General features: G+C 66.5%; 22 protein-coding genes. 13 read left to right on the top strand and 9 right to left on the bottom strand.

The window, feature by feature from the left end:
* Window positions 1-3: 3 nt before the first annotated feature.
* The 3 genes from HDC29_RS13065 (at window position 4) to HDC29_RS13055 (ending at window position 3,000) form a co-directional block, all read left to right on the top strand.
* Complete coding sequence (locus HDC29_RS13065) at window positions 4-1,284, top strand: serine hydrolase (protein ID WP_179498209.1); 1,281 nt, start codon at window positions 4-6, stop codon at window positions 1,282-1,284.
* 70 nt (window positions 1,285-1,354) lie between these two features.
* The gene (locus HDC29_RS13060) at window positions 1,355-2,332 is read left to right on the top strand and encodes an NAD(P)-dependent oxidoreductase (protein WP_179498207.1); all 978 of its coding nucleotides are present in this window, start codon (window positions 1,355-1,357) and stop codon (window positions 2,330-2,332) included.
* Window positions 2,320-3,000: a glutathione S-transferase family protein gene (locus HDC29_RS13055; RefSeq protein WP_179498205.1), complete on the top strand. Its 681-nt coding sequence runs from the start codon at window positions 2,320-2,322 to the stop codon at window positions 2,998-3,000. The genes HDC29_RS13060 and HDC29_RS13055 overlap by 13 nt, the downstream gene beginning before the upstream one ends.
* 116 nt (window positions 3,001-3,116) lie before the next feature.
* Here the strand turns inward: HDC29_RS13055 and HDC29_RS13050 are convergent, their stop codons facing one another.
* Window positions 3,117-3,635, bottom strand: coding sequence for a sterol desaturase family protein (locus HDC29_RS13050; RefSeq protein ID WP_179498909.1), 519 nt, complete (start codon window positions 3,633-3,635; stop codon window positions 3,117-3,119).
* Between the two features lie 126 nt (window positions 3,636-3,761).
* Between HDC29_RS13050 and leuC the strand changes: the two genes are divergently transcribed.
* The 5 genes from leuC to HDC29_RS13025 all read left to right on the top strand — a co-directional run bounded on the left by leuC (window position 3,762) and on the right by HDC29_RS13025 (window position 7,452).
* The gene (leuC, locus tag HDC29_RS13045; protein ID WP_179498203.1) at window positions 3,762-5,192 is read left to right on the top strand and encodes a 3-isopropylmalate dehydratase large subunit; all 1,431 of its coding nucleotides are present in this window, start codon (window positions 3,762-3,764) and stop codon (window positions 5,190-5,192) included.
* The gene (gene leuD / locus HDC29_RS13040) at window positions 5,189-5,779 is read left to right on the top strand and encodes a 3-isopropylmalate dehydratase small subunit (protein WP_179498201.1); all 591 of its coding nucleotides are present in this window, start codon (window positions 5,189-5,191) and stop codon (window positions 5,777-5,779) included. The genes leuC and leuD overlap by 4 nt, the downstream gene beginning before the upstream one ends.
* A 32-nt stretch (window positions 5,780-5,811) precedes the next feature.
* Entirely contained in the window at window positions 5,812-6,807 is a 996-nt protein-coding gene (locus HDC29_RS13035; RefSeq protein WP_179498905.1) for an NADPH:quinone oxidoreductase family protein, read from the top strand.
* A 65-nt stretch (window positions 6,808-6,872) separates the two neighbouring features.
* Window positions 6,873-7,085 (top strand): DUF167 domain-containing protein, encoded by a 213-nt coding sequence (locus tag HDC29_RS13030; RefSeq protein WP_373562803.1) that lies wholly within the window; start codon window positions 6,873-6,875, stop codon window positions 7,083-7,085.
* 73 nt (window positions 7,086-7,158) lie between these two features.
* On the top strand, window positions 7,159-7,452 hold the full coding sequence (locus HDC29_RS13025; RefSeq protein ID WP_179498199.1) for a hypothetical protein: 294 nt from the start codon (window positions 7,159-7,161) through the stop codon (window positions 7,450-7,452).
* A gap of 24 nt (window positions 7,453-7,476) precedes the next feature.
* On the opposite strand, the gene sdhA is transcribed toward HDC29_RS13025, so the two are convergent.
* The 4 genes from sdhA to HDC29_RS13005 all read right to left on the bottom strand — a co-directional run bounded on the left by sdhA (window position 7,477) and on the right by HDC29_RS13005 (window position 10,883).
* On the bottom strand, window positions 7,477-9,291 hold the full coding sequence (gene sdhA / locus HDC29_RS13020; RefSeq protein ID WP_179498197.1) for a succinate dehydrogenase flavoprotein subunit: 1,815 nt from the start codon (window positions 9,289-9,291) through the stop codon (window positions 7,477-7,479).
* 1 nt (window position 9,292) lies between these two features.
* On the bottom strand, window positions 9,293-9,700 hold the full coding sequence (gene sdhD, locus HDC29_RS13015; RefSeq protein ID WP_179498195.1) for a succinate dehydrogenase, hydrophobic membrane anchor protein: 408 nt from the start codon (window positions 9,698-9,700) through the stop codon (window positions 9,293-9,295).
* Entirely contained in the window at window positions 9,693-10,142 is a 450-nt protein-coding gene (gene sdhC / locus HDC29_RS13010) for a succinate dehydrogenase, cytochrome b556 subunit (RefSeq protein ID WP_179498193.1), read from the bottom strand. Before sdhC ends, sdhD begins: the two co-directional genes overlap by 8 nt.
* 273 nt (window positions 10,143-10,415) lie before the next feature.
* Complete coding sequence (locus HDC29_RS13005) at window positions 10,416-10,883, bottom strand: cupin domain-containing protein (RefSeq protein ID WP_179498903.1); 468 nt, start codon at window positions 10,881-10,883, stop codon at window positions 10,416-10,418.
* 98 nt (window positions 10,884-10,981) lie between these two features.
* Here HDC29_RS13005 and dapE point away from each other — a divergent pair, with 98 nt between their 5' ends.
* Window positions 10,982-12,115, top strand: coding sequence for a succinyl-diaminopimelate desuccinylase (gene dapE / locus HDC29_RS13000; protein ID WP_179498191.1), 1,134 nt, complete (start codon window positions 10,982-10,984; stop codon window positions 12,113-12,115).
* Here dapE and HDC29_RS12995 read toward each other — a convergent pair.
* The 3 genes from HDC29_RS12995 to HDC29_RS12985 are packed head-to-tail and all read right to left on the bottom strand — an operon-like array spanning window position 12,112 to window position 14,681.
* Window positions 12,112-12,687 (bottom strand): Smr/MutS family protein, encoded by a 576-nt coding sequence (locus HDC29_RS12995; RefSeq protein WP_179498189.1) that lies wholly within the window; start codon window positions 12,685-12,687, stop codon window positions 12,112-12,114. The genes dapE and HDC29_RS12995 overlap by 4 nt on opposite strands.
* Before the next feature lies 1 nt (window position 12,688).
* The gene (locus HDC29_RS12990) at window positions 12,689-14,014 is read right to left on the bottom strand and encodes a murein transglycosylase A (protein ID WP_179498187.1); all 1,326 of its coding nucleotides are present in this window, start codon (window positions 14,012-14,014) and stop codon (window positions 12,689-12,691) included.
* Between the two features lie 4 nt (window positions 14,015-14,018).
* Window positions 14,019-14,681, bottom strand: a complete 663-nt coding sequence (locus tag HDC29_RS12985; protein ID WP_179498185.1) for a Tim44/TimA family putative adaptor protein — start codon at window positions 14,679-14,681, stop codon at window positions 14,019-14,021.
* 251 nt (window positions 14,682-14,932) lie between these two features.
* Here HDC29_RS12985 and secB point away from each other — a divergent pair, with 251 nt between their 5' ends.
* The 4 genes from secB to HDC29_RS12965 all read left to right on the top strand — a co-directional run bounded on the left by secB (window position 14,933) and on the right by HDC29_RS12965 (window position 18,956).
* Window positions 14,933-15,448, top strand: coding sequence for a protein-export chaperone SecB (gene secB, locus HDC29_RS12980; protein ID WP_179498183.1), 516 nt, complete (start codon window positions 14,933-14,935; stop codon window positions 15,446-15,448).
* Window positions 15,449-15,474: 26 nt separating this feature from the next.
* Window positions 15,475-17,052 carry a murein biosynthesis integral membrane protein MurJ gene (murJ, locus tag HDC29_RS12975; protein WP_179498181.1) on the top strand — a complete coding sequence of 526 codons (1,578 nt, stop codon included), beginning with the start codon at window positions 15,475-15,477 and terminating at the stop codon, window positions 17,050-17,052.
* A 21-nt stretch (window positions 17,053-17,073) separates the two neighbouring features.
* Window positions 17,074-18,081, top strand: coding sequence for a tryptophan--tRNA ligase (gene trpS / locus HDC29_RS12970; RefSeq protein WP_179498179.1), 1,008 nt, complete (start codon window positions 17,074-17,076; stop codon window positions 18,079-18,081).
* 185 nt (window positions 18,082-18,266) lie between these two features.
* Complete coding sequence (locus HDC29_RS12965; protein ID WP_179498177.1) at window positions 18,267-18,956, top strand: DUF4136 domain-containing protein; 690 nt, start codon at window positions 18,267-18,269, stop codon at window positions 18,954-18,956.
* Window positions 18,957-19,148: 192 nt separating this feature from the next.
* Here HDC29_RS12965 and dnaA read toward each other — a convergent pair whose 3' ends face one another.
* Window positions 19,149-20,507: a chromosomal replication initiator protein DnaA gene (gene dnaA / locus HDC29_RS12960; RefSeq protein ID WP_179498175.1), complete on the bottom strand. Its 1,359-nt coding sequence runs from the start codon at window positions 20,505-20,507 to the stop codon at window positions 19,149-19,151.
* Window positions 20,508-20,830: the final 323 nt, after the last annotated feature.

Below are 20,830 nucleotides of genomic sequence, written 5' to 3'. Positions count from 1 at the left end.
TCAATGAAGCGGGTCCTTGCCTGCCTCGTCGCTATCGCCGCACTGGGATCGGCCGGCTGGTTCGGCATTCACGCCTTTGGCGACAGCCAGCCCCTTGCCAGCGTCCCGATCCCGATCCAGGCCGCTGAAAACCTGCCCGACACGCCCGCCGAATGGCGCGGCCGGATCGACTATCGCGCGTTCGACCGGCAACTCGCCGACCTGTCGCAGCGACCCGAAATGGCAGGGCTGGCCGTGGCGGTCGTCGAAGACGGCGAATTGCGTTTCCTGCGCACCTATGGCTTCGCCGATGCCGCGACCGGCGCGCCGGTAACGCCGCAGACGCTGTTTCGCTGGGCCTCGGTCTCCAAGACCGCCACGGGCGCGCTCGCGGCCGCGCTGGCGAAGGACGGCGCCGTCGACCTCAATCGTCCGATTTCGCGCTGGCGCACGTCGCTGCGCTTGCCCGGAGGAGCGGAAGAACGCGTCACGGTGGGCGATCTGCTCGCGCAGCGCACCGGCCTTACCAAAAACGCCTATGACGAGAAACTGGAGGAGGGGCAGAGCCCCGAGCTGCTGCGCGCGAGCCTGGCGCTCGCACCGCTGCAATGCGAACCTGGCACCTGCCACACCTATCAGAATATCGCCTTCGATGCCGCGAGCGAGATATTGGGACGGGCCGCGAACGAGCCTTTCTCCAACGCGGTCGAGGACCGGTTTTTCCGCCCGCTCGGCATGGTCAGCGCGGGTTACGGGATGGCGCGGCTGACGGGCGCGAAGGATTGGGCGAGGCCGCACCGCGGCGCGCAGGTCCGCCCGGTCAAGGAGGCGTATTGGCGCGTTCCCGCCGCCGCCGGGGTCGAAAGCGACATCGTCGATTTCGCCAAATGGATGCAGGCGATGATGGGCAGCCGCCCCGACGTGCTGCCGGCACCGGTGCTGGAACTGGCCCATCGCCCCCGCGTCGGCACGGCGCGCCTCTATGGCGGCGCCCTGCGCCAGGCGACGGGTGACGCGGGCTATGGCCTCGGCTGGCGGAGCTTCACTTATGACGGCTACCGGCTCGCGGGCCATTCGGGCGCGGTCGCGGGCTATCGCGCCACGATGATTTTCGAACCCGCGACGCGGACGGGCGTTGTCGCGCTGTGGAACAGCGATTGGGGATTCCCCTTCCGCATCCCGTTCGCGGCGCTCGACAGCTATCACCGGCGGGAAGATGCACGCTGGCTCGATCTCGGCGAGCTGCCGCCGGCGAAGCGCACGGCCGTCGCGACCAAGCCGGTTGCCGAGGCTCCCAAAGGGTAACGCCCCTTGCTCCCGCGCCCGGCGCCTGTGTATCAGGCGCGCGTCCACACAGGCGGGAGGAGAATGATCGATGCGCGTGCTATTGACCGGGTCGTCGGGCTGGCTCGGCCGCACTCTAGCCCCGTTGCTGGTCGAGCATGGCCATCGCATCACCGGGCTCGACGTCGTGCCCGGCGCGCATACCGATGTGATCGGCACCGTCGCCGACCGCGCGCTGATCGAGCGCGTGATGGGCGAGCACGGGATCGAGGCGGTGATCCATGGCGGCGCGCTGCACAAGCCCGATATCGTGCGCTATCCGCGGCAGGCTTTCGTCGACGTCAATGTGACGGGCACGCTGAACCTGATCGAGGCGGCGGTCGCGGCGGGCAACGATCGTTTCCTCTTCACCTCGACGACTTCGCTGATGGTACGCGCCGATGTTCGCGCGGGCGCAGGCGTAAAGGGCGCATGGTGGATGGACGAGGATTTCGCGCCCGTCGAACCGCGCAACATCTATGGCATCACCAAGCTCGCCGCCGAACAGGCCGTCAAGCTGGTCCACCGCGAGCATGGCATCAACGTGGCGATCCTGCGCACCGGCCGCTTCTTTCCCGAGGATGACGACACCCACGCGACCCCGAGCGGCGAAAATCTCAAGGCCAACGAGCTGCTGAACCGCCGCCTGACGGTCGAGGATGCCGCGGGGGCGCATCTCGCCGCGCTCGAGGCGGCGCCGCAGATCGGCTGCGACACCTTCATTCTCTCCGCGCCGCCGCCCTTTGCACGCGAAGACGCCGAAGAGCTTGCCCGCGACGCGCGCGCAGTGATCGCGCGCCAGTACCCCGACGCCGCCGCGCTATACGCCACGAAAGGCTGGGTGCTTCCCGATATCATCGACCGCGTCTACGACCCGTCGCGCGCCGAGCGGCGCTTCGGCTGGCGCGCCAAGAGCGACTTCGGCAGCGTGCTCGCGGCATTGCGCGACGGCACCGACCTGCCCTTCGCGCATGATCCCGACTACACCTCCCCCATTATCGCCCAGGAGCGCGACGCATGTATGTGCTGATCACCGCCAACCGCAATTATTCGAGCTGGTCGCTGCGCCCGTGGATGCTGATGCAGGGGCTCGGCATCGCGTTCGAGGACCGGATCGAGCCCTTTGCCAAGCCGGTGAATTATGACGCTTTCCGCAGCTTTTCGCCGACCGGCCAGGTCCCGGCGCTCGTCCACGAAGGGCGCACCATATATGATTCGCTCGGCATCGCGCTCTATCTCGCCGACCGGCACGACAGCGTGTGGCCGGCAGAGCCCGATGCGCGGGCCTGGGCCCAATGCGCGGTCGCCGAGATGCACAGCGGCTTTTCGGCGCTTCGCAACGATTGCACGATGAATGTGGGGGTGCGGGTAACGCCGAAGCCGATGTCGGATGCGCTAAAGGGCAATGTGACGCGCCTCCGCGAGCTGTTCGAGGAAGGGCTGGCGACGTTCGGCGGCCCGTGGCTGGCGGGTGCCGATTTCTCGGCGGTCGACGCCTTCTTCGCGCCGGTCGCGTTCCGTATTCGCACTTATGGCCTCGACGTCGGCGCCGGACAGGCGTGGACCCGCCATATGCTCGCGCATCCGGCGATGCCGGAGTGGGAGCGGCAGGCGCTGATCGAGGAATGGCGCGAGGAAAGCCACGAGGCGGAGCTGATGGCGGCGGGAGTGATTACGGCGGACTATCGAAACAGCTAGATAGTCCAGACTCCGTCATTGCGTGCGAAGCGAAGCAATCTCCAGCCAGGGGCCGCGCGCAAGAAGGAAAGCCGGGAGATTGCCGCGTCGCCTTCGGCTCCTCGCAATGACAAGTGTCAGTCGGCGATAGCCTCCCGCACCACCGCCACGCCTGCCTCGCGCTGCGCCTTCAGTTCGGCCTTCAGCTTCGCCGGGTCGCGCGCGAGCACGAAGCCGAAGCTCACCCCGCCTTCCTTGCCGATCGTCGCATGGTGGAGCTTGTGCGCCTGCACCAGCCGCTTGGCATAGCCGCGCCGCGGAACCCATTTGAAATAGCGCTGGTGGACGAGGCCGTCGTGAACCAGCGTATAGATGATGCCGTAAAAAAGGATGCCGAGCCCGATCCACGTCCCCGGCTCCCACGCCGCCGCGCCGAGGATCATCGGACTGCCGAGCGCGAACATCGAGATGCTGAGCGCGGCGCCGAAGATCGCGAACAGGTCGTTCTTTTCCAGCAGTTTATCATGCGGCTCGTGATGGTCGCGGTGCCAGGCCCAGCCGAAACCGTGCATGATATATTTGTGGCTCGCCCAGGCGACAAATTCCATCGCCACGACGGTGGCGAGGATGAGGGCAATGATGGCGAGCATCGACATGGGGCGATTATAGGCGCGTTGCATGCGTGAGGCCACACTCCGCTCGTCGACCACCATTGCGACCGAAAATTGCGTTTTTGATCGCCACCGGCTTGCAAAGTTATGCCGCAGGCGTAAGTGAGCCGCATGACTCGGCCCCGCACGCTTTATGAGAAAATCTGGGACGCGCATGTCGTCGAACAGCGCCCCGATGGCACCGCTCTGATCTTCATCGACCGCCACCTCGTCCATGAAGTCACCAGCCCGCAGGCGTTTGCGGGGCTTCGCGCAAGCGGGCGCACGGTGCGCCGCCCCGACCTGACGCTCGCGGTGCCCGACCATAATGTGCCGACGACCGCGCGGCTCGACGCGGCGGGCAACAAGCTGCCGATCGCCGACCCCGAAAGCGCCGCGCAATTGGCGGCGCTCGAGAAGAACGCGCCCGAATATGGCATCCGCTACATCGACGCGGTCGCGCCCGAGCAGGGCATCGTCCATGTCGTCGGGCCCGAGCAGGGCTTTTCGCTGCCCGGCACGACGATCGTCTGCGGCGACAGCCACACCGCGTGCCACGGCGGCATCGGCGCGCTCGCCTTCGGTATCGGGACGAGCGAAGTCGAGCATGTGCTCGCGACGCAGACCCTGCTGCTCCAACCCGCGAAGACGATGGAAGTGCGCGTCGAGGGCGACGTCGGCCCCGGTGTCAGCGCGAAGGACATCATCCTCCACATCACCGGCGTGATCGGCGCCGCGGGCGGTACCGGCCATGTCATCGAATATACCGGCAGCGCGATCCGCGCGCTGTCGGTCGAGGGCCGTTTGACCGTCAGCAACATGGCGATCGAGGGCGGCGCGCGCGCCGGACTGATCGCGCCCGACGAGACGACCTTCGCTTACCTGAAGGGCCGGCCCTATGCGCCGAAGGGCGCCGACTGGGACGATGCGGTCGCGTACTGGAAAAGCCTCGCGACCGATCCGGGCGCGACCTATGACAAAGTTGTGGTGATCGACGCCGCCGATATCGCGCCGAGCGTGACCTGGGGCACGAGCCCCGAGGACGTCGTGCCGATCACCGGCATCGTCCCCGACCCCGCGAGCTTTGCCGATCCGTCGAAACAGGCCGCCGCCGCGAAATCGCTCGCATATATGGGCCTCACCCCCGGCACACGGATGCAGGATGTCGCGGTCGAAAATATCTTCATCGGCAGCTGCACCAACAGCCGCATCGAGGACATGCGCGCCGCCGCCGCGGTGATCAAGGGTCGCCACAAGGCCGACAATGTCAGATGGGCAATCGTCGTGCCCGGCAGCGGGTTGGTAAAGGCGCAGGCCGAGGCCGAGGGGCTCGATCGCATCTTCATCGACGCGGGGCTCGAATGGCGCGAACCCGGCTGTTCGGCGTGCCTTGCGATGAACCCCGACAAGGTCCCCGCCGGCGAACGCTGCGCCTCGACCAGCAACCGAAATTTCGTCGGTCGCCAGGGCCCTGGCGCGCGCACGCACCTCGTCAGTCCGGCGATGGCGGCGGCGGCGGCGGTGACGGGCAAGCTCACCGACGTGCGGGAGCTCATGGCATGACCCCGCTCGACAAGGTCGAAGGCCGCGCGATTCCGTTCGGGCTCAAGAATGTCGATACCGACGTGATCATCCCCGCGCATTGGCTGAAGACGACGACGCGCGAGGGCATGGGACGCGGGGCGTTCGAATCGCTGCGCGCCGATCCCGATAATCTGTTCGACAGCGCCGATTTCAAGGGCGCGCCGATCCTGATCGCGGGCGACAATTTCGGGTGCGGGTCGAGCCGCGAGCATGCCGCTTGGGCGCTCGGCGATCTTGGCATCCGCGTTGTGATCGCGCCCAGCTATTCGGACATTTTCTCGGGCAATGCGGTGAAGAACGGCATCCTGCCCGTCGTATTGCCGCAGGCGGCGATAGATCGATTGATGGAAGTCGCGGCCACCGATCCGGTCTTCGTCGACCTTGAGCATCAGACGGTAACGACGCAGTTTCAGGATCGTTTCAGCTTCGACATCGACCCGTTCCGCAAGATGTGCCTGCTCGAAGGGCTCGACGAGATTTCGCTGACCGAAAAGAGCGATGCCGCGATCGGCGCCTATGAACGACAGCTCGATGCGGATCGTCCATGGATGCGGCCCGCCGCGTAAGACCGAAAAAATATCATAAAGAGGAGAAGATGATGAAGGCTCTCTTGTCGACCGCAACCGGCGGCCCCGAAACGCTGACGCTCGGCGAACTGCCGCGCCCGACGGCGGGCAAGGGCCAGATCGTGATCGATGTGAAGGCCTGTGCGGTCAACTTTCCCGACGTGCTGATCATCGAGGATAAATATCAGTTCAAACCCGAACGCCCCTTTGCCCCCGGCGGCGAAGTCGCGGGGCTGGTCGCGGAGATCGGCGAGGGCGTGACCGAGTTCAAGGTCGGCGACCGGGTGATCGCGGGTTGCGGCAACGGCGGCATGTCCGAAGCCGTCGCGGTCGGCGTCCACAATGTCTATCATTTGCCCGAGGGCCATGATTTCGCCGAGGGCGCATCGCTGCTCATGACCTATGGCACCAGCATTCACGCGCTCGTCGATCGCGGCCATATCAAGGAAGGCGATACCTTGCTGGTCCTCGGCGCATCGGGCGGGGTCGGCATTGCCGCGGTTGAGCTGGGCAAGGCGTTCGGTGCGCGCGTCGTCGCGGGCGTGTCGAGCGAAGAAAAGGGCGAGATCGCGCGCCAGGCCGGTGCCGACGAGGTCGTCGTCTATGGGCGCCAGCCGTTCGACAAGGACCAGTCGAAGGAACTCGCGAACAAGTTCAAGGAAGCCGTCGGCCCGAATGGCGCCAACCTGGTCTATGACGCGGTCGGCGGCGATTATGCCGAGCCCGCGCTGCGCTCGATCGCGTGGGAGGGACGCTATCTCGTCGTCGGCTTCCCCGCCGGCATCCCGCGCCTGCCGCTGAACCTGACCCTGCTCAAGAGCTGCGACGTCGCAGGCGTGTTCTGGGGCGCCTTCGTCGCGCGCGAACCGGTGCGCAATCGTGCCAATATCGCGCGGCTGTTCCAGCTGTGGGAACAGGGCAAGATCAAGCCGCGCGTTACCGGCACCTATGCGCTCGCAGACGGTGGCAAGGCGATCGCCAAGCTCGGCGACCGGACCGCGGTCGGCAAGCTGGTCGTCACCGTCTGAAATATCGCCCCGACCCCGCGCTGGCCGATGCGCTTCGCGCGCGCGCCGCATCGGGGCGGATCGAGGTGCGCGTCACGCCCGGTGCGAACCGCGACGAGATCCGCATCGAGGGCGAAAGCGTGCAAGTCCGCGTCACATCACCGCCGGCTGACGGCGCCGCGAACGAGGCGGTGCTGCGCCTGCTCGCTGCCGCGCTCGGCCGGCCCCCGCGCGATTTGACGCTGCTTCGCGGCGCGACGGCACGCATCAAGCTGATCGGAATTGCGACGAGCCGATAGCGGCGGATTAACCAATTGGCAGGGGCAAGGCGCTATGGACGGAGGCAGGACTAGCTGGGGCCAAGGTGGAGCAATGGCGAAACGCGGATCAAAACGCGAAGAAGGGGACGCGAGTATCGCGAATATTTCGCGTACCCGCCGCGCGCAGCTTGTCGCCGAATTCGAGGGCGAGCTGGGTGTCGACTACAAGGCGCGCGCCGCGGCCGAAGAGGCCGAGCGCCGCTGGATCGCGCGCAAGACGTTCATCGTCTGGACCATCGCGCTGATGTTCTTCGCCATCGCGTGCCAGAAATTGTGGCTGATGGGCAAGGACGTCGACGTGCCCTTTTCCGACATCAACCCGGTGCGCAGCCTGTTCGGCGATTGATGCCGGCCGACGCCCCGGCGCGGATCAATAGACCCGCGCCTTCGGCTTGATATAGTCGACGTCGTCGGACAGCGTATATTCGTGGACCGGGCGGTAATCGAGGCGGACGCCGCCACCCTTGCCGCCCCAGCCTTCGAACCATGCCACCGTATGCTTCATCCAGGTCGCATCGTCGCGGTTCGGGAAATCCTCGTGCGCGTGGGCGCCGCGGCTTTCCTTGCGGTTGAACGCCGAGTGCATCGTCACCGTCGCCTGGCTGATAAGGTTATCGAGTTCGAGCGTTTCGACGAGATCGGTGTTCCAGATCAGGCTGCGGTCGGTGACATGGACGTCGTTCATGCGTTGATAGGTCTTGGTGAGCTTTTCCTTGCCCTCGGCCATCAGTTCGTCGGTGCGGAACACCGCGGCGTGGGCGGACATCGCGCGCTGCATCTCGGTGCGTATTTCCGCGGTCGGCGATCCGCCATTGGCGTTGCGGAAATGGTCGAGACGCGCGAGCGCGAGGTCGGCGCTGTCCTTGGGCAGCGGCTGCTGCGCCGCGCCGGGGGTCAGGATTTCCTTCAGGCGATGGCCCGTCGCGCGGCCAAAGACAACGAGGTCGATCAGGCTGTTCGAGCCCAAACGGTTCGCGCCATGCACCGAAACGCACGCGGCTTCGCCGACCGCGAACAGGCCGGGGACGACCGTGTCGGGCCCATCCTTGCCGAGCGTGACGACTTCGCCATGATAGTTACAGGGGATGCCGCCCATATTGTAATGAACCGTCGGCACGACGGGCAGCGGCTGGCGCGTCAGATCGACGCCGGCGAAAATCTTGCCGCTCTCGGTGATTCCGGGCAGGCGCTCGGCGAGCACCGCGGGATCGATATGATCGAGGTGCAGGTAGATATGGTCGTTGTGCGGCCCGACGCCGCGGCCCTCGCGGATTTCGAGCGCCATCGAGCGCGAGACGACGTCGCGCGACGCCAGATCCTTCGCCGACGGGGCGTAACGCTCCATGAAGCGCTCGCCTTCGCTGTTGGTGAGGTAACCGCCCTCGCCGCGCGCGCCTTCGGTGATCAGCACGCCTGCGCCATAGATGCCGGTCGGGTGAAACTGGACGAATTCCATGTCCTGCAAGGGCAGGCCGGCGCGCAGCACCATGCCGCCGCCGTCGCCGGTGCAGGTATGCGCCGACGTCGCGGTGAAATAGCAGCGGCCATAACCGCCCGTCGCGAGCACCACCGCCTGGCTGCGGAAGCGGTGGATGCTGCCATCCTCCATGCACAGCGCGATCACGCCCCGGCATTCGGGGCCATTGGCGCCATTTTCCATGATCAGGTCGAGCGCGAAATATTCGATGAAGAAGTCCGCGTCATATTTCAGCGACTGCTGATAGAGCGCGTGGAGCATCGCGTGGCCGGTGCGGTCGGCGGCGGCGCAGGTGCGCTGCACCGGCGGGCCTTCGCCCATATTCTGCATATGGCCGCCGAACGGGCGCTGATAGATGGTGCCGTCGGCGTTGCGGCTGAACGGCACGCCTGCATGTTCGAGTTCGTAGACCGCGTTCGGCGCCTCGCGCACCATATATTCGATCGCGTCCTGGTCGCCGAGCCAGTCGGAGCCCTTGACGGTGTCGTACATATGCCATTGCCAATGGTCGGGCGAATTGTTGCCGAGGCTGGCGGCGATGCCGCCCTGCGCCGCGACGGTGTGGCTGCGCGTCGGGAACACCTTGGTGATGCAGGCGGTCTTGAGGCCCGCTTCGGCGCTGCCCATCGTCGCGCGGAGGCCCGAGCCGCCGGCGCCGACGACGACGGTGTCATAGATATGGTCGATGATCTTGTAGGCTTCGGTCATCTTACATGCCCCCAGGAGCGAGCCCGGCGGCGGGCGCAAGCGCGATACGGACAATGGCGAAGATGCCGTAGGCGGCGCCGCCGATCGCGTAGAAGTTCAACAGGACGAGCGACAGGATCCGCGTCGCCTCGCCGTGGACATAGTCCTCGATCATCACCTGCAAGCCGAGCCGCAGGTGCCAGAAGACGCTGACGACCATCAGGATCAGCGCGAGCGCGACCATCGGGTCGGAGGCCCAGCGCAGCACGGCGCCATGATCGCCGAGCGGCAGGCGGAACATCGAGACGACGAACCAGGTGACGAGCAGGACGTTGCCAAGCGCGGTCAGGCGCTGCTGGATCCAGTGATGCGAGCCATGGTGCGACGAGCCGAGCCCGCGCACGCGGCCGAGACGCGTTCCGTTACCCATTGAGCGCCTCCGCAAAGACAGCGAGCCAGACGGCGGCGGTCGCCGTTACCGACCCGACGAAAACAAGGATAGACCAGAGCTTGTTGGTCTTGAGCTCATAGCCCGCGCCGGTGTCGAGCACGAAATGGCGCAGCCCCGAGAAGAGATGCTGAAAAAAGGCCCAGGTCAGGCCGACGAGCACCACCTTGCCGAGAATATTGGTGACCTGGTGGAAAGTCCCGACCTCCGGGCTGGGGTCGTGCCACACGCAGGCGATAAAGGCCGCATAGGCGTCGGGACCGGCGGCGAGCGCGCCGAGCCACCAGAGGAACATCAGCCCGCCGACGATCGCGAGACCGTCGCCACTGACGCGGTGGAAGATGGAAACCGCCATCGCGGGGGTCCATTTATACACCTGTAAATGCGGGGAGCGCGGACGCGCGCTTGGTTCGTTGCCAGCCATATCAGCCCTGTCTTGACTCTAAACGGTCGATGCGCCGCCGGTTAAGCCTTCCCGCCGCGATATGCAATTGCTTAGGAGCATAGGGGAATAAAAGCTTGGGCCCGGGGGTGTGGTGCGACCATGGGTTGCCCTTGCTTTCATCGTCATCCCGGACTTGATCCGGGATCCACGACGACGGCGCGGCCATGGATCCCGGATCAAGTCCGGGATGACGAAGCTGGGATAGGCGATCGGCCGTCTTCCACCCCGAAACCGCCACCGCAGTTCCGCCGATCAAGCTATTCGCGACGTCGGATAGGGCGTGCCGTCCTTGTGGAAATAACCGTCGGGCGTGAAGAGCATGTCGATGTCCGAATAGCCGCCGCCGGTGTCGTGCGCCTTGCCCCCGCCAAGCGCGACGAAGACGCAGTCGGCGTCCGATTCATTGATCAGATGATGGCCGTTGGTGCTGCCCTTGGGCCAGACCGCGATATCGCCGGCGCGCATCGGCCAGCGGCCGTCGTCCTCGACCAGCACCGCCTCGCCCGAAATCATCACGAGCATCTCGTCCTCGCCGTCGTGCCAGTGGCGCTGCGACGACCAGGCGCCGGGTTTCAGCACGACATGACTGGCGGCGAAATCGCTGAGGCCGGTGGGCGGCGCGAGGCGGCGGTACCAGCGGCCTTGCACGGGTTCGTCGTAGGGCGGCGGATAGCCGGTCGTGTTGGTTTGCGGGATGCTGTCGAGATCGAGCTTGGGCATGGCAGTCCTCATGTATTTTGTTCCTTCTTTGTTTCGCACAAAGGTGCGGCGATGCAAAGCCTCGACTTGAACGCGAACGAAGGAGTAAGGGGGCGGACATGACCCATCATGTCGATCCCGTCGAACTCGCCAAGGCACTGATTGCCGCACCGAGCGTCACCCCCGCCACCGGTGCCGTGTTCGACGCGCTGGAGGCGGCGCTGGTCCCGCTGGGGTTCACGGTCGAGCGGTTCATCGACGGCATCGAGCCAGACGGGCCGGTCGAAAATCTGCTCGCGGTGCGCGCGGGCGAGGGGCCGGTTCATTTCGGTTTCGCCGGGCATCTCGACGTCGTGCCGCCGGGCGTCGGCTGGACGGGCGACGCCTTTGCGCCCGAGATCCGCGGCGAATTGCTCTATGGCCGCGGCGCGGTCGACATGAAGGGATCAATCGCGGCCTTCGTGGCGGCCGCGGCCGCGACGCCGATCGACGCGGGCACGATCAGCCTGATCATCACCGGCGACGAGGAAGGCCCCGCAATCTTCGGCACGCGCGCGCTGATGGAGCATATGGAGGGTCGCGGGGTGAAGCCCGACATGATCGTCGTCGGCGAGCCGACCTCGGTAAACCGGCTCGGCGACATGGTGAAGATCGGGCGGCGCGGGTCGGTCAATATCTGGATCGACGTGCCGGGGACGCAGGGGCACGTCGCCTATCCACACCTTGCCGACAATCCGATCCCCAAGCTGGTCAAGATATTGTCGGACATCGATTCGGTGAGCCTCGACGCGGGGACCGACTGGTTCCAGCCGTCGAACATCGAATTCACCGACATCGAGGTCGGCAACGGCGCGACCAACGTCATCCCCGCTTCGGCGCGCGCGCGGCTGTCGATCCGTTTCAACGACCGGCACAAGGGCGCCGACCTGGTCGCGATGATCGAGCGGATCGCACGCAACGTCGAACCCGAGGCCAAGGTGCTCGGCAAGATTTCGGGCGAAGCCTTTCTGACCCCGCCGGGCGAGCTGTCCGAACTCGTCGCCGAGGCCATCCATGCCGAGACCGATTTGCGCCCCGAAATGTCGACGACGGGCGGCACATCGGATGCGCGCTTCCTCCATGCGCTGTGCCCGGTGGTCGAATTCGGGCTGACCAATGCGACGATGCACAAGCTCGACGAGGCGGTCGCGGTCGAAGATCTGCACAAGCTCACCGCCATCTATCGCGGCATATTGATGCGCGCCTTCCTTTAATCCTCGCGGGATCGCCGCAGGATCACATAGACCGCCCCCCCGCCGCCGTGGCTGATGTGCGCGGGGCGGAGCGCGACGATCTGGTCGGCATAGGGCGAATAAGCAAGCCAGTCGGGAAGCGAGGCGCGGATCGCACCGCGCGGGCGCGGGTCGCCGTGCATCATCGGCAGGCGGTCGGCGCCGGGACGCAGCCGCCCCGCGACGACGAGCAGCACGCGCGCGCCGCGCAGCAGCGCACGCCCGATCGCATCGTCGAGCAAGGCCTGAGCCGAAGCGAGGCTGTGGCCGTGAAGGTCGATGCTCATGTCGGGGCGGACAAGCCCCTTCCTCAGGCGGCGGTCCCAATGGCCGTCGAGCGTTGCCTGACTGTGCGCGCGCCGCGGCGGCGGAAGCTTCACCGCGGGACGCGGTGCCGCGGCCGGCGCGGCGGTGCCGCGCGGGGTCGGTTTGGGCGGCTTGACGGTCGGCGGTGCCGCAGGGGCGAGCGGCGCCGTCGGCCTCGGCAGCGGCGTTACCGTTGCCGCGACCTTTTTCCACAGCGCCGTTTCGTCGGGAGCGAGGCGCCGCGGCACATCAAGGCGCCGGGATCAGCCGCGCGATGCTCGCGCGCGGGAGCAGGAGCAGCGCCGAACCGCGCGCCGCCATGCCGCCCGCGATCGCGCGCGCATCCTCGCCCGCGCCCCAAAAGCTGTCGAAGCGGTTGGCGCCCTTGATCGCGCCGCCGGTGTCCTGCGCCACCCACAGACCGTTCGGTTCGGCGCGGTCGAGCGAGAGGAAGACGGGCGCGCCGAGCGGCACATATTTGGGATCGGCGGCGACGCTCGCGCGGCCGGTCACGGGCACGCCGAGCGCGCCGAGCGGGCCAGGGCCGGTGAGTTCGCGGAAGAAGACCCAGCTGGGGTTCTCGTTCATCACCGCGGCGCCGCGCACCGGATCGGCGCGCAGATAGTCGAGGATGCCCTGCATCGATGCCTGCCCGCGCTGTAATTCGCCGCGGTCGAGCAGCAACTTGCCGATGCCGACATAGCCGCGGCCGTTCTGCGTGTCGTAGCCGATCCGCATGACGCCGCCGTCGGGCAGGCGCAGGCGGCCCGAGCCCTGCACCTGCAGGAAGAAGAATTCGGCGGCGTCGGCTGCCCAGGCGATTTCGAGTCCGCGCCCCTCGAGCGCACCGCTTTCGATCGCCGTGCGGTCGTAATAGCGGACAAAATTGCCGTCCTCGACTCGGCCGCGGATCTTGCGGCCCTTGAGGTCGTCGGCGAACTGGCCGAGATCGACTTCGACGAGGTCGGCTGGGCGGCGGTAGATGGGGATGTCATAACCCGGCCGCTGGTCCCGCGAAGCGGCGATTTCGGGTTCGTAATAGCCGGTGACGAAAGCGGTGCCCGCGCCGACCTGCACCGTGCCGAAATAGCGCGCGAAGAAGGTCAGCGCGTCACTGTCCGCCCAGTTTTTCGCCGCGCTGCAGCTTTCGCCCCAGTCGGCGCCCAACGTCAGGCCGCTCGTATCGGTGCGCCGCTGCACCGAAGGGCAGCTGATGCGGAAAGCGGCAAGCGCGGCTGCCGCCTGCTCGGCGGTCACGCCGAGCGTTGCGAAATCGGGACCGGCGATCACGCCGCTGGCGGCGGCGGTCGTTGCCTCGGCCGGGGTCGCGGCGGCAGGAAGCGGCGCGCGCGGGGTGGCGGGAACCGGCTGCGCCGCGGCGCCGGGGCGCTCGGACGGGCGCGGCACATAGGGACGCGGGGTGCCGGCCGGTCGCGATGGCGCGGGGGTGGCTGTCGCCGGGCGGCTGCCGTCCGCCGCAGGCACGACCGAGGCGCAGCCCGACAGCAGCGGCAGGGCGGCGAACAGCGCGAATCCGAAAGTCCGCGCGCGCGGCGCCCCCACCGCCCGGATCATGCGATCAGGCCGATTCGGCTTCGTCGAGCACCCAATTGGGGTCGTTGCTGCCGATCTGGCGGCGGAAGGTCCAGAGATCGTCGGCCTGTGCCGCGTCGCTCATCGACCCGGCGATCAGCTTGCCGTCGGCATCGCGTGTGATCGCGCTGATGTCGGCGTGGTAGCGCACGGTCACGCGCGCTTCGCTGCGGCTCATCTCGACTGCGGTGATCTTGGCCGAATCGATACCGATCAAGCGATTTTCCAACGTTTCGCCGCGCGCTTCGCGGGCTTCGATCGCTTCGACGAAAGCGTCGTAGCTGTCATCGTCGCAGAGGTCGCGCAGCGTGTCGCGGTCGCCCTTCCAATAGGCCTCGAGGATCATGCGATACGCCGCCTCGGCGCCTTCCATGAAGCGGCCGGCGTCGAAATTCCGGTCGGTCGCGAGCAACTGGCGCAGGCCGGCCTCGGCACCGGGCTCATAGACCAGCCCCGCCGTGTCGGCGGATGCGGGCACCACGGCCGGCGCGCCGTCGCCTTCGTCGAGGCGGACCGGCGTCGCGGCTGCGCGCTCGCGCGGCAACACGGGCTCTTGCTCATGCCCCGTGCGCTTGCCGAGCACCGAGTAGAGCCGCATCCCGAGGAAGGCGGCGATCATGGCGAGCAGGACGATCGAAAAAGCGGTCACGGGCAAAAGTCCAATGCGGAGAGCAGAAACATATCTGTCGATACATAGGCGATACGCCGCCTAGTTTCAAATAGCCATGACCGCTCCGGCGGGGCAGGTCAACGATTCCCCCTCAACCGGCGCACCCCTCAGGCGGCCATTGTGCTGGCTGCCGGGCGCTGCTAAGCGCCCCGGCAACCGTGCGCCGCGGTTCCGTACAGCCGCGCGGATGCGGATATTGTTTCCATCTTTTAGCGAAAGTTCCTTTCATCATGGCCGACGAAACGAGCCCCGACCTCAACAATCCCGCCCTGCAGCCGAACGGCGAAGACACGAGCCCGGCGATCGGCCTGATCTCGCAATATGTGAAGGATCTTTCGTTCGAAAATCCGAACGCGCCCGCCGTCTATCAGTGGCAGGAAGCGCCGCAGGTCGATGTCCAGTTCAACATCGCCGCCGACAGCGTCGGCGACAATCTGTATGAAGTGACGCTGAAGATCGACGTGACGTCGAAGACCGAACAGGGCACGAGCTTCGTGATCGACCTGAAATATGCCGGGTTGTTCGGCGTCCGCAACGTCCCCGACGACCAACTGCAGCCCTTCTTCCTTGCCGAAGCGCCGCGCATCCTCTTCCCCTTCGCGCGCCGCGTCGTCGCCGATGCGGTGCAGGATGGCGGTTTCCCGCCGCTGCTGCTCGAACCGATCGATTTCCACGGCCTGTTCATGCAGCAGGTGCAGGCGACGCAGGCCGAAGCGGCCGGCGAAGTCACGGTCGGCCAGGCATAAGCCCCTGAGCGGGGCGGGCTGAAGACTTGAGCAGCCTCGTCAAAAGCGTGGGGACGATCGGCGGCCTGACGATGGTCAGCCGCATTTTCGGCTTCGCGCGCGACATGCTGCTCAGTCGCATTCTCGGCGCCGGCGGCGTCGCCGACGCGTGGCAGCTCGCCTTCCAGCTGCCCAATATTTTCCGCCGCCTGTTCGCCGAAGGCGCATTCGCCGCCGCCTTCATCCCGTTGTTCAACCAGCGGATGACGAAGGACGGCGACCATGGCGAGGCGCGCGCCTTCGCCGACGCGGTGCTCGCGGTGCTGATCCCGGTGCTGATCGTCTTTTCGGCGCTGCTGCTGATCGTCATGCCGTGGGTGATGGGGCTGTTCGCAAGCGACGCGCTGCAGGCCGACGGCGAAACCTTCGACCTTGCCGTCCTGATGGCGCGGATCGCCTTTCCCTATCTGGCTTTCATGAGCGTCGCGACTTTGTTCGCGGCGGTTCTCAACAGCCTGTCGCGCTTCGCCGCCGCCGCCGCCGCGCCGATCCTGCTCAACATCTGCCTGATCGGTGCGCTGCTGCTCGGCCTCGCCACCGGCGACGGCGGCGAAGCGGCGAAGGCGGCAACCGGGCTCTATCTGGCGATTTCGGTCTCGCTGTCGGGCCTGTTCCAGCTCGCCTGGCTCTATTATTGGATACGGCGGTCGGGATTTCGCCCCGCGTTGCGCCGACCGCGGCTGACGGCGGGCGTGCGCGAAATGGGTGCGCTGATCCTGCCCGCGGTGTTCGGTGCCGGCGTCTATCAGATCAGCCGCTTCATCGACCTCTTCTTCATCGCGACGCTGCCCGACAAGAGCATCACCTATCTGGCAATGGCCGACCGGCTCAACCAGCTGCCGCTCGGGATCATCGGCATCGCGCTCGGCACGGCGATCCTGCCCGCGCTGTCGCGCTTCGTCGCACAGGACGATCGCGACGGCGCCTTCCGGCTGCAGAGCAATGCGGTCGAACTGGCGATGCTGCTCACGGTGCCCGCCGCCGTCGCGCTGTTCGTCGCGGGCCCCTCGATCACCAGCGCCTTTTACGTCGGCGGGCAATATAGCGCCGCCGACGGGCTTGCGACCGGCGCGGTCGTCGGCGGGCTTGTCGTCGGCCTGCCCGCCTATGTGCTGGTCAAGGTGCTCGTCCCCAATTTCTTCGCGCGCAAGGACACGCGCACGCCGGTGTGGACCGCGGCGATTTCGCTGGCGGTCAACATCGCGCTCAACCTGCTGCTGATCCCGCCGCTCGGCATCGTGGGGCTTGCGCTGGCGGGGTCGGTCGCCGCCTGGTGCAATGTGGCGATGCTCTATGCCATCCTCCACCGCAGTGGAATGTTCCGCCTGACCGGGCAGGTGGCGGGACGAATCGCGCGCATCGTCCTCGCCGCGGCGGCGATGGCGGCGGCGCTCCATTATGCGATCCCGCTGGCGGGCGGCGCCTTCACCGGCGGCGTGCTCGAACGGATCGTCGCGCTCGCCGCGCTCGTCGCGACGGGCGCGGTCATATTCTTCGGTTGCGCCTTGCTGTTCGGCGTGGTCAATCGCGACACCGTCGGCCAGCTGCGCCGACGCCAACTCTAAACCTCAGACGGGACGATCGACATGCGGACGCTATCGGGCATCCAGCCCACCGGAAATTTGCACCTCGGCAATTATCTGGGCGCGATCCGCAACTGGGTGCGCATGCAGGACGAGATGGAGGGCGAGAAGCTTTATTTCCTCGCCGACCTGCACGCGATCTCGATGCCGCATGTGCCCGCCGAGCTGACCGCCAACACGCGCGCGATGACCGCCGCGCTGGTCGCCTGCGGGATCGACACCGACCGCTCGATCCTCTTCAATCAGGCGCGCGTTCCCGCGCATGCCGAGCTGCAATGGCTGCTGAACGGCACCGCGCGGCTCGGCTGGCTCAACCGCATGACGCAGTTCAAGGACAAGTCGGGCAAGAATCGCGAAAGCGCGTCGGCGGCGCTCTATACCTACCCGGTGCTGCAAGCGGCCGACGTGCTGCTCTATCAGACGACGCACGTCCCCGTGGGCGAGGACCAGAAGCAGCATCTCGAGCTCGCGCGCGACATCGCGCAGAAATTCAACAATGATTATGCCAGCGAAGCGGCACCGGTGTTCACGCTGCCCGAACCGATCATCCCGGCGGGCATGGCGCGTATCATGAGCCTGCGCGACGGCGCCGCGAAGATGTCCAAGTCCGACCCGTCGGACATGAGCCGCATCAACCTGACCGACGATGCCGACACGATGATGCAGAAAATCCGCAAGGCGAAGACCGATCCCGAGGTGCTGCCGTCCGAAGCCGAAGGGCTTGAGGGACGTCCCGAGGCGCGCAACCTTGTCGGCATCTATGCCGCGCTTGCCGATACGAGCGTCGATGCGGTGCTGCGCGACCATGCGGGGCAAGGGTTCGGGGCGTTCAAGCCCGCGCTCGGCGAATTGCTGATCGAAAAGCTGGGCCCGATCAACGCGCGCTTCGTCGCACTCAAGGACGATACCGCCGCGCTCGACGCGATCCTCGACAAGGGCGCCGGGAAGGCGCGTGCGCTCGCGAAGCCGACGCTCGACGCCGCCTATGCCGCACTGGGGCTTTGTCGCTGACGCTTGTGCGCGCGGTTTCGGCATTGTTTCAGGGCGAAATTTCTTGTCTTGGCGTTTCGCGTCCCCATATCGGTACGTGGAACGCCGTGCGACGAAACGGGTTCAACCAAGGTTAAGTCGCGTCGGCATAGTCTATGGTATGAAAGCGCGGCGTGAACGCGCAACCGAATCACGGAGCCAAGACGATGAGCAAGATCAATTTCCGGCGGCTGGGCCTGGCCGTCCTGACGGGCGCGGCACTCGCGCTCGCGGGCTGCGCGACCCCGTTCAAGGCCGATGTCGCGCGCTTCCAGTCGCAACTGCCCGCGCCGCAGGGCCAGAGCTTCGTCGTCGAGGCAAGCAACCCCGCGCTGCAGGGTGGCATCGAGTTCGGCCAATATGCGAATATGGTCGCGGGCGAACTGACGCGTTACGGCTATCGCCCCGCGGCGAACGGCGAACGCGCCGACCTGGTCGTCCGCATGGATTACGGGGTCGACAAGGGCCGCGAACGCGTCGTGTCGAGCCCCGGTTTCGGCGACCCCTGGTACGGCGGCTATTACGGCCGCGGCTTCTATCGCCCGGTGATCGTCGCGGGCCGCGGCGGGCGGCGCTATGTCTATGGCTATCGCGATCCCTTCCTGTGGGGCGGTTTCGGTCCCGGCTGGGGCTATAACGACGTGTCGAGCTACACCGTCTACACCAGCGGGCTGAACCTGCAGATCAACCGCGCCGCCGACGGCTCGCGCCTGTTCGAGGGCCATGCCGAGGCGCAGTCGCGCGACAATAATCTGCAGGCGCTGGTCCCGAACCTCGTCGAAGCGATGTTCACCGACTTTCCCGGCAATTCGGGGGAGCGGGTTCGGATTACGGTAGCGCCGCCCGAAAAGGGCTGAGCGATCTCGACGCCAGAAAATAAAAGGCCCGCCTTCCGGAAGGAAAGCGGGCCTTTTTTGGGTTTGGAGAGGCAGCAATGTCGGCTTTCTACCGAGAGCAGACATCAAATTCTCGTCACCCTGGCGGACGATCAAACCACCTCCCGCAGCATGGGGATATCTCCGGGGATAATCCCGGTATAAACTTGTCGATCAGCTGTTGAGGGCGCGGCGGATCGCGGCGATCTCGGCGTCGAGTTCGCTGTCGGCGACGCGGAGCGCCTCGACCGTGCGCACCGCGTGGATCACCGTCGAATGGTCGCGCCCGCCGAAGCGGCGCCCGATCTCCGGATAGGAGCGCGGCGTGAGTTCCTTGGCGAGATACATCGCGACCTGGCGCGGGCGGGCGATCGCGCGCACGCGGCGCTTCGACGCCATTTCGGACTTGTCGAGCCGGTAGTGTGCGCACACCGCGCGCTGGATCTCGTCGATCGTGATGCGCGGGCGCGCGCTGCGGACATTTTCGGCGAGCCGGTCTTCGGCCAGCGTCAGGTCGACGGTCGTGCCGGTGAGCGCGGCGTAGGCCAGCAGCTTGTTGAGCGCACCTTCGAGCTCGCGGATGTTACGCGTGAAATGCTTGACCAGATAGGCGACGACCGCGTCTGGCACCTCGACCATTGGCATCGCGGCGAGCCGCTGGCGGATGATGCGTTCGCGAAGATCGTCCTCGGGCGCCTCGATATCGGCTACGAGTCCGCCCGAGAGGCGCGACAGGAGCCGCGCCTCGACGCCGTCGAGCATCGCTGGCGGGCGGTCGGCGGTGACGACGAGGCGCTTGCCCGCCGTCATCAGGTCGTCGATCGTGTGGAGCAATTCTTCCTGCGTCGAATTCTTGCCGATCACGAACTGGAGATCGTCGAGCAGCAGCAGGTCGGCGGCGCGCAGCCGCGCCTTGAATGCCATCATGTCGCCGCCGCGCATTGCGCCGACGAATTCGAGCATGAATTTCTCCGCCGACATCAGGATGATGTTCGCGGTCGGGTGCGCCGCGGCATAATCCTGCGCGATCGCCTGGAGGAGGTGGGTCTTGCCCTGCCCGGTGCCCGAGCACAGATAGAGCGGGTTGAACTGCGGCGCCTCGACCATCGCCATGCGGCGCGCGGCGTTGGCGGCGAGGATATTGCTGCGCGCGACGACGAAACGGTCGAACGACAGCCGCGGATCGAAACCGAGCAGCGCGGGATTGGCCGCGGGCGTCGGCGCATCGAAGCGCGGCAGCGGCGGTGCCGCGAGCGCCGCGGCGCGATCGTCGGCGGCGGCCCCGCCACGCACCATGACGCCGCGCACGGCGGGCAGCTGCTGCCGCCACGCGAGTTCGAGGCGGTCGCCGAACCGCTCGTTGATCCAGTTTGCCGAGAAGCGGCTGACCGTTTCGAGCGTGATCACGCCCGAGAGCGAGCAAAAATCGGCAAAGCGCACAGGCTTCAGCCAATGATCGAAGGTGCGCGCGCCAAGGTCGCGACGCAGCCCTTCCGCCACGCGCGGCCAAAGCGTTGCAGCATCGCCGCTCATCGCTCCGCCCTTTGCGTTTTGCTCATGCCGATTGCTGCTCTCTATCACGCCGTGCCGCCCCCTCAGGTCCCCGCGCGCCGGATATTTCGGGCGACCGCCACGCGCCGATCCGTCAGCTGCGCCAAGGCACAGCTTTCCTGTCCGGACAAGCGGTCCGAAAAGTTGCGAATCATGTCGATGTGGCGGCCACCGGCGAAGGCCGACGACGCCCCTGTCTAGTCAGGGCGCGGCGAGTCGATCAAGGGCTGGCCATGTAAAAATACTGAAATAAAAATCTTGACTCACCGGGGGGACCGGAATCCCGCCAAGACGCGATTTTTTCT

The sequence above is a fragment of the Sphingopyxis sp. JAI108 genome, from assembly GCF_013410105.1.
Lineage (GTDB): Bacteria > Pseudomonadota > Alphaproteobacteria > Sphingomonadales > Sphingomonadaceae > Sphingopyxis > Sphingopyxis chilensis.
Note: the sequence above shows the minus strand (reverse complement) of the source record. Positions and strands in the feature narration are given on the sequence as shown.

What these genes read in the sequence shown, in the direction of transcription:
- HDC29_RS13065 (WP_179498209.1), top strand. Translation starts at nt 4, where the DNA reads ATGAAGCGGGTCCTTGCCTGCCTCGTCGCTATCGCCGCACTGGGATCG.
- HDC29_RS13060 (WP_179498207.1), top strand. Translation starts at nt 1,355, where the DNA reads ATGCGCGTGCTATTGACCGGGTCGTCGGGCTGGCTCGGCCGCACTCTA.
- HDC29_RS13055 (WP_179498205.1), top strand. Translation starts at nt 2,320, where the DNA reads ATGTATGTGCTGATCACCGCCAACCGCAATTATTCGAGCTGGTCGCTG.
- HDC29_RS13050 (WP_179498909.1), bottom strand. Translation starts at nt 3,635, where the DNA reads ATGTCGATGCTCGCCATCATTGCCCTCATCCTCGCCACCGTCGTGGCG.
- leuC (WP_179498203.1), top strand. Translation starts at nt 3,762, where the DNA reads ATGACTCGGCCCCGCACGCTTTATGAGAAAATCTGGGACGCGCATGTC.
- leuD (WP_179498201.1), top strand. Translation starts at nt 5,189, where the DNA reads ATGACCCCGCTCGACAAGGTCGAAGGCCGCGCGATTCCGTTCGGGCTC.
- HDC29_RS13035 (WP_179498905.1), top strand. Translation starts at nt 5,812, where the DNA reads ATGAAGGCTCTCTTGTCGACCGCAACCGGCGGCCCCGAAACGCTGACG.
- HDC29_RS13025 (WP_179498199.1), top strand. Translation starts at nt 7,159, where the DNA reads ATGGCGAAACGCGGATCAAAACGCGAAGAAGGGGACGCGAGTATCGCG.
- sdhA (WP_179498197.1), bottom strand. Translation starts at nt 9,291, where the DNA reads ATGACCGAAGCCTACAAGATCATCGACCATATCTATGACACCGTCGTC.
- sdhD (WP_179498195.1), bottom strand. Translation starts at nt 9,700, where the DNA reads ATGGGTAACGGAACGCGTCTCGGCCGCGTGCGCGGGCTCGGCTCGTCG.
- sdhC (WP_179498193.1), bottom strand. Translation starts at nt 10,142, where the DNA reads ATGGCTGGCAACGAACCAAGCGCGCGTCCGCGCTCCCCGCATTTACAG.
- HDC29_RS13005 (WP_179498903.1), bottom strand. Translation starts at nt 10,883, where the DNA reads ATGCCCAAGCTCGATCTCGACAGCATCCCGCAAACCAACACGACCGGC.
- dapE (WP_179498191.1), top strand. Translation starts at nt 10,982, where the DNA reads ATGACCCATCATGTCGATCCCGTCGAACTCGCCAAGGCACTGATTGCC.
- HDC29_RS12990 (WP_179498187.1), bottom strand. Translation starts at nt 14,014, where the DNA reads ATGATCCGGGCGGTGGGGGCGCCGCGCGCGCGGACTTTCGGATTCGCG.
- secB (WP_179498183.1), top strand. Translation starts at nt 14,933, where the DNA reads ATGGCCGACGAAACGAGCCCCGACCTCAACAATCCCGCCCTGCAGCCG.
- trpS (WP_179498179.1), top strand. Translation starts at nt 17,074, where the DNA reads ATGCGGACGCTATCGGGCATCCAGCCCACCGGAAATTTGCACCTCGGC.
- HDC29_RS12965 (WP_179498177.1), top strand. Translation starts at nt 18,267, where the DNA reads ATGAGCAAGATCAATTTCCGGCGGCTGGGCCTGGCCGTCCTGACGGGC.
- dnaA (WP_179498175.1), bottom strand. Translation starts at nt 20,507, where the DNA reads ATGAGCGGCGATGCTGCAACGCTTTGGCCGCGCGTGGCGGAAGGGCTG.